Genomic DNA, 13,970 nt, shown 5'->3' on the forward strand with positions numbered 1-13,970 from the left:
CCCCAACGCTACCCTCCCCCAGAGGGAGAGGGAAATTGCGGCGCGAGATGCCGCTCGAACATCTGCCGAATCTCCTCGGGAGAGGCAGTCATCTGGTCGACGAAGTAGCCACCGTCGAAGTCGAGCCCTTTGGCACGCAGGAAGCCTGATCCGGGATGTCGCTTCATCACCGCCACGCCCGGCTTGAGCCGGTAGGCGAGCACCGTCCGGCCGCTGGCTTTTACCAGGGCGACGGCGGCGATCTCATCCCAGGGCAGCAGCGGGCTCTTTCCGGATCTGCGAAAGATCACGCCCTCTTCCATGAATTCGAAGCGCGGCCGCACAGGTCCGCGCATCGCGGCGAAGCCGATGACCGGCGCCAGGATCGCGGCCCAGCCGATGCCCCGGCCAGCGAGCAGGAGGATGATGCCGCCAAGCTCGGTCACGCCGGCAAGCGGCAGGAAAAGGGCCCAGGGCAGGCGGGCATTGACAGCGGTGGTCATACGACGACTTTGACGCCGCCCGCGACGATCTGAGCGCGCAGGACATTGCCCCGGTAGACTTCGCCATCGACCTCATTCCACTGGACGTCGGGCGCGATGATCTCCACGGATCGCGCCTTCCGCTGCAGCATGCTGTCGCCATCGGCTCGCTGCCGGAAGATCCTCCAGAGCACGCCGGCCCGATCCAGCGCCGTGCGTGGCCGGTAGACACAGACGTCCAGCCAACCGTCGTCGATCGCGATGTTCGGGCCGAAGCGGAAGGGCGCCGCGCCGAGCATGCCCGCGTTCACGATCAGCACGACCACCGCGGTGATCTTCATTTCTTCGCCGTCCGCGCGGATCGTGCACTCGAAGTGCGGCGCGCGCGGCAGCCACCAGGCCCCGGCCACGAAATAGGCGGCACGGCCGAACCAGTACTTGAGCGTGGCAGGCGTGTGGCGCATGACGGTCGCGTCGAAACCGATACCGGCGGCGAGCGCCATGTAGCCGTCGTTTACCCTGGCCAGGTCCACCGCACGAGTCGCGGGAAAGTGTTCGAGGACTCGCCGCGTCGCTCGGCGCCAACCCGCGGGGAGCCCCAATTCGCGGGCGACGATGTTCGCGGTACCGAGCGGTACGATGCCCATCGGCAGGCTGCGCTGGTGCGCGGCGGCCATCACTTCCGCCACCGTGCCGTCCCCGCCCGCGGCGAGCACCAAGTGAAACTCGCGCCGCGCGAGTGCCGCTCCAATCGCCTCGACATTGAGGCCGGCCTTGGTCTCCAGCACCATTGCCTCCCAGCCGAGCTCCCCGGCTAACTCGAGCAGTCGACGTCCGAAATCACTGCCGGTTCGTTGCAGCGCTGGGTTGACAACGAAGAGGGCGCGCCGCCGCTCGGCATCATCGGGTGGACCCACCAGCTAGCCGGCGGCTCGACGCGTCATCCGGTCATGGGCATCGTCGGTGTGCGGATGGCCCTCCGGCTGCACACAGAAGACATCGCCCGGCCGACAGACCAGGCTTTCGAACTGGATCGTCGTGTGCTCGATCTGGAATTCGTGCGCCAGCACCTCGCGGACTTCGGCCAGGATGTCCTGCGCCTGGGTAACCCGCTGGTCATCGATCAGCAGATGCGCACTCATCGCGCGGCTCTGGGCGCCCAGCGACCAGATGTGTAGGTCGTGCAGGTCGCGGACACCGGGGACGCGCTTCACCGAGGTGACCACGGATTCGGTCTGGAGGTCCGGCGGTGTCGATTCCATCAGGATGTCGAGCGCGGCCGCGAGCACGCGCCACGCGCTCCAGGCGATCAGAGCGGCGATGGCGATGCTGAGCAGAGGGTCGAGCGCGAGCCAGCCTGTCACCACGATCAGCAGCCCGGCAACGATGACGCCGCCCGATGCCCAGGCGTCGCCCAGGATGTGGACCAAGGCGCTCTTCACCGTCAGATCGCGCTGCATCGGTTGAAGCGACCGGGCGATGACCAGCGAGATCACCAAACCAACCACGGCCGCCGCGGCCATCAGGCCACCGTGCACCACGCCAGGGTCTTGCAGCCGGCGAAGGGCTTCGACGACGATGCCGGCGACGATCGCCGCCAGCAGCAGCGCATTCACGAGCGCCACGAGGATGCCCACTCGCTGATAACCGAAGGTGCGGCGGGCTGTGGCCGGACGATGCACCTGTCTGAGTGCGAATAGCGACAGGGCCAGCACGACCAGGTCGGTCACCACGTGCCCGGCATCGCTCAGCAGGGCGAGGCTATGCGCCCACAGCCCACCGACCACCTCGACCACCAGCACGACGGCGGTGAGGAGGAGGGCTACCCGAATCCGGGCGGCGGCGTTGGAGCTCACGGGGGCGAGCGGCATCGGCCTTATCTTATTGCCCATGACGGATCATCCTGACCATCCTGTCTTTACCCCGGCAACAGGGCAACGACTCCACTGGGGGGACCTTCCGAATCAGGTTCGGCACGCTCTCGAGGACCGGCTCGGGGCGGACGTCGTCGACGCGGCGACCCAACCGGGCGGCTTCTCGCCCGGGGTGGCTGCGCGGCTGACGTTAGCCGACGGCCGCCAGGTCTTCGTCAAGGCGGTCAGCGGCAGCATCAATCCCTATTCGCCCGGGATGCATCGCCGCGAGGCTCGTATCGCCGCCGCGCTGCCGGCGTCGGTTCCCACGCCGCGCTTCCTGGGTTTATATGACGACGGTGAGTGGATCGCCCTGATGTTCGAGGACATCGATGGAACCGCGCCGCAAACGCCGTGGCAGCAACCAGAACTCGATCGCGTCCTGGTCGCCGTTGCGGAGTTGAGCTCCGCCTTGACGCCCGCGCCAATCGCTGTGGAGCCCGTGAGCGAACTGATGCCCTATGTGTTTTCGGGCTGGCAACGGCTCGCGGCCAGCGCCGAGTCGCGCCAGGACGACCTTCGAGGTCTCGACCCCTGGGCGCAGCGGCACCTCGCCGAACTCGCGGCACTCGAGGCGGCTTCTCCGAATGCCGCCGCGGGAACGACGCTGCTGCATGCGGACCTGCGCGCGGACAATATCCTGCTCATGCCGTCGCGTGTCGTCTTCGTCGACTGGCCGTGGGCCAGCCGTGGCGCCGCATGGGTGGACCTGCTATTCATGTTGCCGAGCGTGGCCATGCAAGGCGGCCCGAGACCCTGGGAGATTTTCGATGTTCACCCTCTGGGACGGAGGGCACCCGCGGCGGCCGTGACGGCTGTCGCTGCGGCGGTGGCGGGATTCATGATCCGAGGGTCGCGCCTTCCGCCCCCACCCGGCCTCCCGACCGTTCGCGCCTTCCAGCGCGATCAGGGAGTGCCGGCGCTCGAATGGCTAAAGCGCCGCACCGGCTGGACTTAACCGGAAAGGGCCGCCGCGATCGGCAGATAGAGCTGCCGATAACGAAGGTAAGCGGCCTCATAGGCATCGGTCGCAGAACCCGGCGCGGCAACCAGCTCCGCGGGTGCCGCCAGCGCCGCGACGCGTTGCGCATTGGGCCAGGCGCCGAACCCGACACCGGCCAGAAGTGCGGCGCCGAGCGCCGACGCGGCCGTCGTTGCCGTCGCCAGCAGCGGTTGTTCGAGGACGTCAGCCAGCAGCTGTCGCCATCGGGGGTCAAAGGTGCCGCCACCGGCGAGCCGCAGCTCGGTTGCCGCCACGCCGGTCGCGAGCAATGCCTCCAGACCCTGCCGCACGGCAAACGCCACCCCTTCGAGCGCCGCGCGCAACAGATGGCCGCGCGAATGGCTGAGTCGAAGGCCGACCCAGGCGCCTCGTGCCAGCGGGTCGAAGTAGGGTGTCCGCTCTCCCGTCAGGTACGGCAGGAAGACGAGGCCTTCCGCGCCGGGCGGGACTGCGAACGCCTCGAGATAGACCTCGTCCCAGGTCGCGCCCAGCGTGGTGCGGACCCACTCAAGGGCGATGCCCGCGTTTTGCATGGCCGCCATCGCGTACCAGCGGTCGGGCGCAGCCGCCCGGTAGAGATGGGTTCGCCCGGTGACATCGATGGCCAGCCGATCGCGCGGCGCGACCACCTGCGCTCCGCTGCCGATCGTCAGCAGCACTGGCCCCGGATCGAGTGCGCCCCCGGCGAGCGCGGCAGCGGCGGTATCGGCGGCACCGCCGACCACCGGGAGATTCGGGCGGATCCCGAGATGCGAGGCCGCCGCAGCCGCGACCACACCGCAGATCTCCACGGACTCGCGGATTGGTGCCAGGAAATCGATCCGGAGGTCGAGCTCGTCGATGATGTCCTTGGCCCAGTAGTCGCTGGTCAAATCGTAGAGCAGCGTGGCGGAGGCATCGCTCGGCTCGGTTGCCGCCTCGTGGATCAGGCGTAAGCGCAGCCAGTCCTTCGGCTGCAATGCCCAATGCGCCTGGCGGTAGAGCTTTCGCTCGTTATCCCGCAGCCAGAGCAGGGTTGGGCCCGCCATCCCGGTCGCGGGCGGGTTCGCCAGCTGGCGACGTCGCTCGGCGCGCAGCGCGTTGTAGGCTTCGAGCTGGCGGCGAGACCGACCATCGGCCCAGAGGATCGCCGGTCGGAGGGGGTCGCCGGCGTCATCGCTGAGCACGACACCGTGCATCTGGCCGCAGACGCCGATCGCCGCGATTTCTGATGCGTGCGGGCCGGCCGCTTCATGAACGGCGGTCCCGGCGGCCTCCCACCAGGCCTGCGGATCGGATTCGGCCCAACCAGGCTGGGGCGTTGTCATTGGATACTCGGCCGACCCGGTGCCGACGATCGACCCATCGACATCCATGACCAGCGCCTTGAGCGAACGGGTGCCTAGGTCGAGGCCGAGGAACATAGCGCTCCTTCCCAGGGGCTCAGCGCGACGCCGCCGTCGACCCGCTCGCCGTCACGCGAGCGGATGGTGCTGATCACGATGCTGCCGACGATCGTCGGGACCTTGACAGGTTCATCGGACATATTGAGGGCGATAACAGTGCCATCGCCTCGCTGCCACGCCCAGACGCCAGCCGGTGATGGCAACTGCTTGTACGACCCGCTGCGCAGGTCGGACCGCTGGCGACGGACGGCGATGAGGTCGCGGACGAAGTACAGGATCGATGATCGATCGCGCTGCTGGTCGGCGACATTGCGTGCGGTCACATCGCCGGTCGGCAGCCAGGGCCGCACGCCGACCTGGGTGAAACCGCCGCCCGGCGCGTTGCTCCACTGCATCGGCGTCCGCTCCGGATCGCGCCCGCGGGGTTCCGGCCAGAAGCGCTTGCCGAGCGGATCTTGCAGATCGGCTTTGCGGAGCCGGGTGTCGGGCATCCCGATCTCATCGCCGTAGTAGACGACCGGCGTCCCCCGCAAGGTCAGCAGGCTGAGGAGCGCGCAGCGAAGCTTTCGCTCGTCGCCTCCCGCCCACCGGCTCATGACGCGGGAGACGTCGTGATTGGAAACGGTCCACACGGGCCAGCCCATCGCCGGGATGATCACCTCGCTCTCGGCGACGACCCGGGCCAGCGCAGAAGCCTCGAACGGCGCGTGCACATAGGTGAAGTTGAACGCAAGGTGCAGCTCATCTCCTTGACCGTAATAAGCCGCCATGCTCCGCACGTCGAGGACGTAGGTTTCGCCCAAGAGGATCCGTGGCGGGTCGTAGGTGTCGGCGAGCGCCCGCCAGCGCCGCAGGACATCATGCACTTCAGGTCGCTCGACGTTGTGGACGGAGCGCTGGCCGTGGGCGCGGACGTGCGGTGGATCGTCCTTCGTCGCCAACGGGTTGTCGCGCAGCTCGCGGTCTTTGACGATGCCGTGCGCGACGTCTATCCGGAATCCGGCGATACCGCGATCGAACCAGAAGCGATAAATGTCGTCGAAAGCGTCGCGCACCGCGGGGTTCCACCAGTTGAGATCGGGTTGCTGGGCGAGGAAGTTATGCAGGTAGTACTGGCCCGTATGCGTGTCCAAGGTCCAGGCGGGCCCGCCGAAGGCGCTCAACCAGTTGTTCGGCGGACTGCCGTCAGGCTTGGGGTCGGCCCAGACATACCAATCGCGGTGTGCCGCGCTGCGAGATGACCGGGCATCGATGAACCAGGGGTGCCGATCGCTGCTGTGATTCGGCACGATGTCCAGCACGATCTTGATGTCGCGCTTTTTCGCTTCGGCGATCAACTGATCGACTGTACCGAGGTCACCAAAGAAGGGCTGCACGCCACAGTAGTCGGCGACGTCGTAGCCGACATCGGCGTCCGGCGAGACCGTGATGGGGTTCAGCCAGACGGCATCGACGCCCAACCACTGCAGATAGTCGAGGTGATCGATGACACCGCGCAGGTCACCGATGCCGTCGGCATTCGAGTCCTGGAATGAGCGCGGATAGAGCTGGTAGATGACGCCCTCGCGCCACCACTCGCCGGCGGACATCGCAAGCCATGCTACCGACTCCGGGCTTCACGCCGGTCAGCGTCCAATGGCTCGAGGGCGAAGTCCTTAGGGTTTCTTCGCGCTCGCCAGACCGTGGCCGTTCGGCGAATTGACAACCCCGAGGGACTTCACCGAGGGCTCGATGATGGCGTCGATGAGGCCGTAGTCCTTCGCCATCTCCGGTGTCATGAAGAAGTCGCGCTCGATGTCGCGCTCGACCTGCTCCGTGGAGCGGCCAGTGTGCTGCGCGTAGATGCCAACGATGATCTCGCGAAGCCGGAGAATCTCGCGGGCATGGATCTCGATGTCCGTGGCCTGCGAGGTCCGCATGCCGCCGCTCGGCTGATGCAGCACGATCGTGCAATGCGGCAAAGAGAAACGCTTTCCTGTGGTACCGCCGACCAGGATCAGGGAGGCGGCGCTGGCCGCCAAACCGGTACAGAGCGTGCTGACCGGCGCACGGACGTAGCGCATCGTGTCGTAGATCGCGAGTCCCGCGGAGAGTGAGCCGCCCGGGCTGTTGATGTAGATGCTGATCTCCTTGTCAGGGTCCTCGCTGTCGAGGAAGAGCAGCTGCGCGATGATCAGGTTCGCGGTATCGTCATCGATCTCGGTGCCGAGAAAGATGATGCGGTCGCGCAGCAGACGGGAGTAGATGTCGTAAGCGCGCTCGCCGCGCGCCGTGGTCTCGACGACGTTGGGTATCAGTGCCATTTGGGGTCCTCCTTAACGGTCCACGGTGAATCCGATCCGTCGCCTAGGCGACGTGGCCTGGGTGGATGCCAGATATAAGCTGAAATGCGCAACACTACGCAGAGCTTGCGGACGAAGGCTCGCGGTCGCGATCCGAAGCTGCATCCGGGGATCGTCGGGCCAGCTCCGCCGCTGTTCCACCGCCTCCTGGCTTCCCAGGGATCGCGCCAGGTCGAGATACAGGTCGGCAACCGGGACCTCCAGGGCGCGGGCGATCGCCAGCAGCCGCTCGGAGGAGACGTCCTTGAGTCCCCGTTCCAGCTCGGAGAGGTAGGCGGGTGACAGTTCGGCGGCCTCTGCCAGCTCGCTCAGGGAGCGCTCGGCTTCCTCACGCCGCCGGCGGAGCAGGATGCCAAGGGCGACGCGGATCGAACTCGCATCTTCGCTGTGAGCGTAAGTCATATGCCGTGAGCGTATGGTACCACTTTTTGGCCGGCGCGCACGGTGCATGCCCGGGGCTCCGGCCCCGTCCTATATACGTGAGAGGAGGGACTCATTCTCGAGGGATCGGCCACGCCTGGGCGGTCCTCGCCATCGCGCTCGTCATGGCCGGCTGCACCCCGACGGCGGCGGTGAGGCCGCCGACATCGACGCCGAGCGCGTCTCCTTCCCCGACCACGTCGCCGACGCCATCAGCCAGCGACTCGCCAACGCCGACGCCGGTACCGACCCCGACACCTTCCGGTGAGGATCCCGCCTTCGTTCCGTCGTTGGCTGCAATTCAGATGGTCGGGCCGCGCCTCGGCTGGGCCGCCGGATCCCATGCGATCTACGTGACGGCCGATGGCACGCACTGGACGAAACAGTACGCGTCGACGCAGGACTACGTCGGCGTCGACTTCATCAGTGCCTCGACCGGATGGGTCGTCGGGCTCCATGAGCTGCTCGGGACGACGGACGCCGGCCGCAGCTGGCACGCGCTGGCCGAAGCGCCGGGCTGGCTGCGATCGGTGCATTTCGATAGCGCGACGCAGGGTTGGGGCATCGCCGGAGGGTCGTTTCCGGAGCCGAACCATGGCACCCTGATGGTGCAGATCGGCGCGACCTTGGTCGCGACCAATGATGGCGGTCATTCCTGGAGCAGCGTGAATAGCCCGGCCGACCCGCAAACGGTCTGCTTCAGCGATCCCGGGCACGGATGGCTTGCCACGACGGCAGGCATCGTCTACCGCAGTCCAGACGCCGGGCAAACCTGGATCAAGGCGCTCGAAATGCTCCAGGCCGGCGCCGGGCCCGGCCGGATGACGCTGCTCCAGTGCGCCGGCCCGTCCGCACTCTGGGTGTTGATGACGCTCCAGAACGGTGCCGCGGGACATCTGCCCTATGTTGCGTACGCCACCCAGGACGGCCACACCTGGCGGACGGTGTTCGCGGAGCCGGGTACCTCGGGCGCTATGCTACCCGGCGTGCCGGCTGGACCCGACACCCACCCGGGGAGCATCAGCGTCGTCGATCCCGCCGATGCGGTCTTCATCGGCGACGGACCGGCCACCAACGTCGCGCAATGCGTCATTGCCAGCAATGGCGGCGCGACCCTTCGCCGCACCGGCCGCATCGACAACGCCGCCGAAACCTTCGGCGCCGCCTTCGTCAGCGTCACGGCGGGTTGGATTCTGACCCGGAACGGCGGCGGTGACTATGTCATCGACGCGACAAGCGACGGCGGCTATCACTGGTCGCAGCAGCTGGCCGTGCCACCAACCTCCGCCGGCTAAGTGCTGCTGCTCGGTCTCGACATCGGGACCGACGCCGCCCACGCCGTCGCCATCGATGAGACCGGGGCCGTCGTCGCATCGGCGTCTCGCGAATATGCGACCCGCTCCCCGCGACCCGGTTGGATCGAAGGAGACCCCGCGGATTGGTGGCGCGCCGCGCTGCAGGTGCTGAGCCGTGTTGCCGCCGACGAGCGTGGACAGATCGGCGCCGTCGGATTGGCCGGACACCACGGCTCCGTCTTCGTCGATGCCGCTGGTGCGCCGGTTCGGCCGGCGATCCTCGGCGGCGACCGGCGCGCCGCTTCGCAGGCGGGGCGGATCCGCGAACGCATCGGCGCCCAGCGCGTGATCGAGATCACCGGCAGCCCGGCACTCGCCGACCACCAGGCGGCCATCATCCTCTGGCTGCGCGATGTCGAGCCGGTGCAGTTCCGGCACACCCGGCGGGTGCTGCTGCCAAAGGATCATGCCCGGTTGATGCTGACCGGCGAGGCGGCCACCGATGTCAGTGACGCGGCCGGGACACTGCTCATGGATTTCCGCCGCCGGACCTGGGCGCACGAGATGCTCGACTCGCTCGAGATCCCGCCCGAGTGGATGCCCCTCGTCCACTCAAGCCTCGAGATTGCCGGCGGCCTGCGCCCCTCCATTGCTCGTGAACTCGGCCTTCCGCCCGGACTTCCCGTGGCCGCCGGGGCGAGTGAGACCGCTGCGGCAGCAGTCAGCAAGGGCATCGTGACGACCGGGCTCATCGGCTCCTCGATCGACAGCAGCGGCTTGCTGATCGCCCCGACGGCCGACGCGATCATCGATCCGGGTGGCCAGCTGCAGACCGCCTGCGATCCATCGCCGCAGCGCTATGACCTGATGGGGACGGTCCCGTCCGCCGGCGCCTCGCTGCGCTGGTGGCGCGACGTCCTCGGGCAGCGCCTCGACTATGAAGAGCTTTGCGCCCAGGCCGAGACGGTCCCCGCCGGCGCGGACGGTCTCTTTTTCGTCCCACATATCGATGGCAAGGGCGCGGCGCGCCACGATGCCGTCGCGCGCGGCGCATTCGTCGGACTGCGGGCGCATCACACGCCGGCCGATCTTACGCGAGGGCTGATGGAAGGCGTGATCTTCAGGCTTCGAGATCGGCTCGATGTCATGCGTGGGCTCGGGATCGAAGCGCAGCAGGTTCGCGCCACGGGCGGCGGGGCCCGCAGCCGGCTCTGGCGGCAGATGCAGGCCGATATCTTCGCGGTCCCGGTCGCAGCGATGGCCTCGGTGCCGAATCCGGCGGTGGGTGCGGCCCTGCTCGCCGGCGTCGCCACCGGAGTATTCGCCGATGTGGCGGCCGCCGGCGCAACCGTCGCACGGCTCGGCAGCGTGCTCGAGCCCGATCCCGAGCGGACAGCGCGCTACGAACAGCTCTACCGTACGTTCTGGGCGCTCGACCCGGCCATCAGGGAACCAGCCGCGCCGCGGCCAACGTAGAATCCAGCACGCGGGGCGTAGCGTAGCCTGGCTAACGCGCATGCTTTGGGAGCATGAGATCCCGGGTTCGAATCCCGGCGCCCCGACCAGATTTCAGGAAGGATTAGCGAATGCTCCCCGTCCTCGTGATCATCGCCGTCATCACCGCCGGGGCGGTGCTGGCCTTCCGCTGGTTCGAGCGCTACCGCTACACGGATGCCTGGCGGACGAGCGAGTTCCGCGGAGTCGCGTTTGGTTTCTTGATGTGGTTCGGCGGCATTTTCGGCCACCGGGTTCCACCTCCCCCACAAGCCAAGATGGAACTCACGACGCGGGCCGGCGAGCCCGAGCCACCGGGGTCAGGCGGCCCGGCGCTCCCGGATCAGGCTGCGGACGATAAACAGTAGGTTGGCCGGACGTTCCGCCAGCCGCCGCATCAGGTACGGATACCACTCGGTCCCGTACGGCACATAAATCCGGACGCGATACCCTTCCCGCAACAGCCGGTCCTGTAGATCCCGACGGATGCCGTAGAGCATCTGGAACTCGAAGCGGTCCATGGCAATCTCACGCTCGCGCGCGAATTGCGTAGTCGCCTCGATCAATCGGTCGTCGTGAGTGGCGATCGCGGGATAGACACCATGGAGGAGCAACTGCTGCATCTCGGTCGCAAATTTCGCGTCGACATCGGCCTTCTTCGCAAACGCCACCTCGGCCGGCTCCTTGTAGGCACCCTTGACCAGCCGCACTCGGACCTTCGCCGCATTCACCCGGGCGATGTCGTCCACGGTGCGATAGAGGTAGCTCTGCAGCACGACGCCGCAGTTGGGATAGCGCTCGTGCAGCGCCAGCACCAGGTCGAGCGTGCGCTGCGTGTAGGCGGAGCCTTCCATGTCGATCCGGACGAAGTTGTCGAGTTGCTGCGCACGCTCGAGGATCCGTAACAGGAGCTCCCGACACAGGTCGGCCGAGATGTCGAGCCCGAGTTGCGTGAGCTTGACCGAAACGTTTGCGTTCAGCCGTGCTGTCGCGATCCGTTCGAAGGCCGCGAGGTAATCCTCGGTCGCCACGCGAGCGGCTTTCTCTTCCGTGACGTTCTCGCCGAGATGATCGAGGCTCGCCGACCAGCCGCGACGGTTGATGTCGGTCACCACGCGGACGGCGTCGTCCAGATGATCCCCCGCCACGAAGCGATAGGCCAGTGAAGCAGTGAGCCGCTGGCGCGTAACGAATCGTTGCAGGCCGCGCCGACGGGATAGATATTGAAAAGAGGCCCTCAGCACCTCAACGGGGTCCTGGCGCAGACAGCGCTGCGTCGAACGCGCCGTGCACCTCCAGCGCGCTCAACGCCCGTGCGCGATGGCTCAAAAGGTTTTTTTCGTCGGTCGACAGTTCTGCCAGCCGGCGACCGTCCGGTAGCTGGAAGATCGGGTCGAAGCCAAAGCCGTGCGTGCCGCGCGGCTCGGCGGCAATCGTGCCGGCGAGGACGCCTTCGCCGGTAAAGACCCTCCCGTCGGGCAGCGCGAGCACGGCCGCGCTGCGGAAGTACGCCGGCGGCGAGGTGGTCGCCGCCCTTCCGAGGGCTTTCAGCAACGCGGCGACGAGGGCGGGACCGTCGCCCTTGTGGTCGGCGCCGGCGAAATATGCCGAGTCGACGCCCGGCCGACCATCGAGCAGGGGAACCTCCAATCCTGAATCGTCTGCCAGGGTTGGGAGCCCGCTCAGGCGCCGGCCCGCCTCGGCTTTCTTTTGGGCGTTCTCGAGGTAGCTGGCGCCGTCCTCCGCGACATCGAGGGTGATCCCGGCCTCAGCGGGTGTGACCAGCTCCATCGGGAGTTCGGCCAGCAGCGCGCGAAGTTCTTTGAGCTTTCCTTCGTTGGTCGTGGCGAGCAGCAGCCGGTTCAGCGCAGTTTCAGCGCCTTCTTCTGGGCCTCGACCAGCTCGGCGGCGCCCTTGATCGCGAGCTTGAGCATCTGGTCCATCTCTTCCGGTTTGAAGGGCTCCTGCTCGGCGGTGCCCTGGATCTCGATGAAGCGGCCATCCTCCGCGAGCACACAGTTCATGTCGGTCTGGGCGGCGAAGTCTTCGAGGTAATTGAGGTCCAACCGAGGCTGGCCCTGGACGATCCCGACGCTGACCGCCGAGACGAACTGACGGATTGGAAGGACGCGCAGCAGATTGCGCTCGACCGCCTTCTGTAGCGCGAGGTGAAGGGCGACGAATCCCCCCGTAATCGAGGCGGTCCGCGTCCCACCGTCGGCCTGCAGCACATCGCAGTCCACGACGATGGTGCGTTCGCCCATCAGCGGCATGTCGATCGCGGCTCTCAGCGCGCGGCCGATCAGGCGCTGGATCTCCTGGCTGCGCCCGTCGACCCGTCCGGTCCGCGCTTCGCGCGCGGTCCGTGTCTGCGTCGCCCGCGGCAACATTGAGTACTCGGCGGTGACCCAGCCTTCACCGGTCCCCTTCTTGTGCGGTGGCGGCTTGTCGTCCCAGCTCGCGGTGCAGAGCACGCGCGTGTCGCCCATGTTGATGAGCGCCGAGCCTTCGGCATAGAGGTTGACGCCGGTCTCGATCTTTACCGGCCGGAGTTGATCCACCCTCCGGCCGTCAGGTCGCGTCTGAGCCAATGTGCTCTATCTTCGCAGAGCGCGGATGACGAGAATGCTGATTTCGAAAAGGATGATCAGCGGAAGGGTGAGCAGCAGCGGAGTGAAGGGATCGACCCCTGGCGTCACCATGTTCGCCCCGACGAAGATCCCGAGCCAGAACTTGAGGCGGTTGCGCTTCAGGAACGCGGTGCTGACGATCCCGGTGAGGCCGAGCATCGTCATCGCGAGCGGCAGCTCGAAGGTGACGCCGAAAATGGCGATGAGGATCAGCACGAAGTTGACGTACTTGTCGGCAAAGGGCAGGTACTGGAGCTCGGAACTGCCGATCCCGGTCAAGAACCTCAGGGCGATGGGCAGGGCGAAGAAGGCGAAGCCGATGCCCATCGCGAAGAGCACGACCGCCGAGCCCACGAAGCCCACGGCGAAGCGCCGCTCGTTGCGATGAAGGCCAGGAGCCACAAAGGTCCATACCTGCCAGATGATGATCGGACTGCTCAAGATGAACCCGGTGAAGATTCCGATCTTGAAGAAGAGCAGGAACCCGTCGATCGGACCCGGGTAGATCAGCCTCTGGTTGCCGATCACCTTGTGCACCGGTCCCAGCAGGATCCCGAGCACCGGCTGAGAGATCGCGAACCCGATCGCGGTGGCGACGCCCCAGGCGATCAGCGAGATGATCAGGACGCGCCGCAGTTCCTCGAGGTGCTCGATGACCGTCATCCGCCGCTCTTCTTCCGCCGGAACGATGCTGGGCTTGGCCATGGCTGCCCCTATCGGCGCCGGACCGAGGTCAGACCTTGCTGTCGGTCGGCGACTTTACGTCGGTGGCCGGTTTGACGTCAGGGGCCGGCCCGCCCGTGGCGTGCGGTTCAGTGGTCGAGTCCGGCGTCGCGCTCTTCTTGAACTCTTCCTGGATGTCGCTCGAGGTCTTGCGGAATTCACGCATCGCCTTCCCAATTGCGCCTCCAACCTCGGGGAGCTTTCCAGGTCCGTAGACGATCAGCACGATCACCAGGATGAGAACGAGGATGTACCAGTGACCGAAAAGTCCAGGCATTCAGATTCCTTCTCGCGGCCCATTATA

The 13,970-nt window shown here is 66.9% G+C and carries 17 protein-coding genes and 1 tRNA gene; 6 read left to right on the forward strand and 12 right to left on the reverse strand.

Annotated elements, in window-relative coordinates:
* Nucleotides 1–8: 8 nt before the first annotated feature.
* The 3 genes from VHK65_11400 to VHK65_11410 are packed head-to-tail and all read right to left on the reverse strand — an operon-like array spanning nucleotide 9 to nucleotide 2,332.
* Nucleotides 9–482, reverse strand: a complete 474-nt coding sequence (locus tag VHK65_11400; GenBank protein ID HVS06753.1) for a hypothetical protein — start codon at nucleotides 480–482, stop codon at nucleotides 9–11.
* Nucleotides 479–1,378 carry a diacylglycerol kinase family protein gene (locus VHK65_11405; GenBank protein HVS06754.1) on the reverse strand — a complete coding sequence of 300 codons (900 nt, stop codon included), beginning with the start codon at nucleotides 1,376–1,378 and terminating at the stop codon, nucleotides 479–481. Before VHK65_11405 ends, VHK65_11400 begins: the two co-directional genes overlap by 4 nt.
* Nucleotides 1,379–1,381: 3 nt before the next feature.
* A complete protein-coding gene (locus tag VHK65_11410) occupies nucleotides 1,382–2,332 on the reverse strand; it encodes a cation diffusion facilitator family transporter (protein ID HVS06755.1) in 951 nt (316 codons plus the stop codon).
* 19 nt (nucleotides 2,333–2,351) lie between these two features.
* On the opposite strand from VHK65_11410, the gene VHK65_11415 reads away from it, so the two are divergent.
* A complete protein-coding gene (locus VHK65_11415; protein HVS06756.1) occupies nucleotides 2,352–3,332 on the forward strand; it encodes a phosphotransferase in 981 nt (326 codons plus the stop codon).
* Here VHK65_11415 and xylB (VHK65_11420) read toward each other — a convergent pair.
* The 4 genes from xylB (VHK65_11420) to VHK65_11435 form a co-directional block, all read right to left on the reverse strand.
* Nucleotides 3,329–4,780, reverse strand: a complete 1,452-nt coding sequence (xylB, locus tag VHK65_11420; GenBank protein HVS06757.1) for a xylulokinase — start codon at nucleotides 4,778–4,780, stop codon at nucleotides 3,329–3,331. The genes VHK65_11415 and xylB (VHK65_11420) overlap by 4 nt on opposite strands.
* Nucleotides 4,759–6,351, reverse strand: coding sequence for an alpha-amylase family glycosyl hydrolase (locus tag VHK65_11425; protein ID HVS06758.1), 1,593 nt, complete (start codon nucleotides 6,349–6,351; stop codon nucleotides 4,759–4,761). The genes xylB (VHK65_11420) and VHK65_11425 overlap by 22 nt, the downstream gene beginning before the upstream one ends.
* Before the next feature lie 66 nt (nucleotides 6,352–6,417).
* Nucleotides 6,418–7,065, reverse strand: coding sequence for an ATP-dependent Clp protease proteolytic subunit (locus VHK65_11430; protein HVS06759.1), 648 nt, complete (start codon nucleotides 7,063–7,065; stop codon nucleotides 6,418–6,420).
* A 12-nt stretch (nucleotides 7,066–7,077) separates the two neighbouring features.
* Nucleotides 7,078–7,506 (reverse strand): helix-turn-helix transcriptional regulator, encoded by a 429-nt coding sequence (locus VHK65_11435; protein ID HVS06760.1) that lies wholly within the window; start codon nucleotides 7,504–7,506, stop codon nucleotides 7,078–7,080.
* Nucleotides 7,507–7,552: 46 nt separating this feature from the next.
* Between VHK65_11435 and VHK65_11440 the strand changes: the two genes are divergently transcribed.
* The 5 genes from VHK65_11440 (at nucleotide 7,553) to VHK65_11460 (ending at nucleotide 10,681) form a co-directional block, all read left to right on the forward strand.
* Nucleotides 7,553–7,792 carry a hypothetical protein gene (locus tag VHK65_11440; protein ID HVS06761.1) on the forward strand — a complete coding sequence of 80 codons (240 nt, stop codon included), beginning with the start codon at nucleotides 7,553–7,555 and terminating at the stop codon, nucleotides 7,790–7,792.
* A 37-nt stretch (nucleotides 7,793–7,829) separates the two neighbouring features.
* Nucleotides 7,830–8,819 (forward strand): YCF48-related protein, encoded by a 990-nt coding sequence (locus tag VHK65_11445; protein ID HVS06762.1) that lies wholly within the window; start codon nucleotides 7,830–7,832, stop codon nucleotides 8,817–8,819.
* On the forward strand, nucleotides 8,820–10,295 hold the full coding sequence (gene xylB / locus VHK65_11450) for a xylulokinase (GenBank protein ID HVS06763.1): 1,476 nt from the start codon (nucleotides 8,820–8,822) through the stop codon (nucleotides 10,293–10,295).
* A gap of 11 nt (nucleotides 10,296–10,306) precedes the next feature.
* A tRNA-Pro gene (locus VHK65_11455) sits at nucleotides 10,307–10,384 on the forward strand.
* A 21-nt stretch (nucleotides 10,385–10,405) separates the two neighbouring features.
* Nucleotides 10,406–10,681 carry a hypothetical protein gene (locus tag VHK65_11460; protein ID HVS06764.1) on the forward strand — a complete coding sequence of 92 codons (276 nt, stop codon included), beginning with the start codon at nucleotides 10,406–10,408 and terminating at the stop codon, nucleotides 10,679–10,681.
* Here the strand turns inward: VHK65_11460 and VHK65_11465 are convergent.
* The 5 genes from VHK65_11465 to VHK65_11485 all read right to left on the reverse strand — a co-directional run bounded on the left by VHK65_11465 (nucleotide 10,634) and on the right by VHK65_11485 (nucleotide 13,943).
* On the reverse strand, nucleotides 10,634–11,461 hold the full coding sequence (locus VHK65_11465) for a proline dehydrogenase family protein (GenBank protein ID HVS06765.1): 828 nt from the start codon (nucleotides 11,459–11,461) through the stop codon (nucleotides 10,634–10,636). The two genes, VHK65_11460 and VHK65_11465, sit on opposite strands and share 48 nt — an antisense overlap.
* Nucleotides 11,462–11,558: 97 nt before the next feature.
* A complete protein-coding gene (locus tag VHK65_11470) occupies nucleotides 11,559–12,179 on the reverse strand; it encodes a non-canonical purine NTP pyrophosphatase (protein ID HVS06766.1) in 621 nt (206 codons plus the stop codon).
* Entirely contained in the window at nucleotides 12,176–12,904 is a 729-nt protein-coding gene (gene rph / locus VHK65_11475) for a ribonuclease PH (GenBank protein HVS06767.1), read from the reverse strand. Before rph ends, VHK65_11470 begins: the two co-directional genes overlap by 4 nt.
* A 6-nt stretch (nucleotides 12,905–12,910) precedes the next feature.
* A complete protein-coding gene (tatC, locus tag VHK65_11480; protein ID HVS06768.1) occupies nucleotides 12,911–13,648 on the reverse strand; it encodes a twin-arginine translocase subunit TatC in 738 nt (245 codons plus the stop codon).
* 28 nt (nucleotides 13,649–13,676) lie between these two features.
* The gene (locus VHK65_11485) at nucleotides 13,677–13,943 is read right to left on the reverse strand and encodes a twin-arginine translocase TatA/TatE family subunit (protein HVS06769.1); all 267 of its coding nucleotides are present in this window, start codon (nucleotides 13,941–13,943) and stop codon (nucleotides 13,677–13,679) included.
* Between the last annotated feature and the right edge of the window lie 27 nt (nucleotides 13,944–13,970).

The organism is Candidatus Dormiibacterota bacterium (assembly GCA_035544955.1).
Taxonomy (GTDB): Bacteria; Chloroflexota; Dormibacteria; order CF-121; family CF-121; genus CF-13.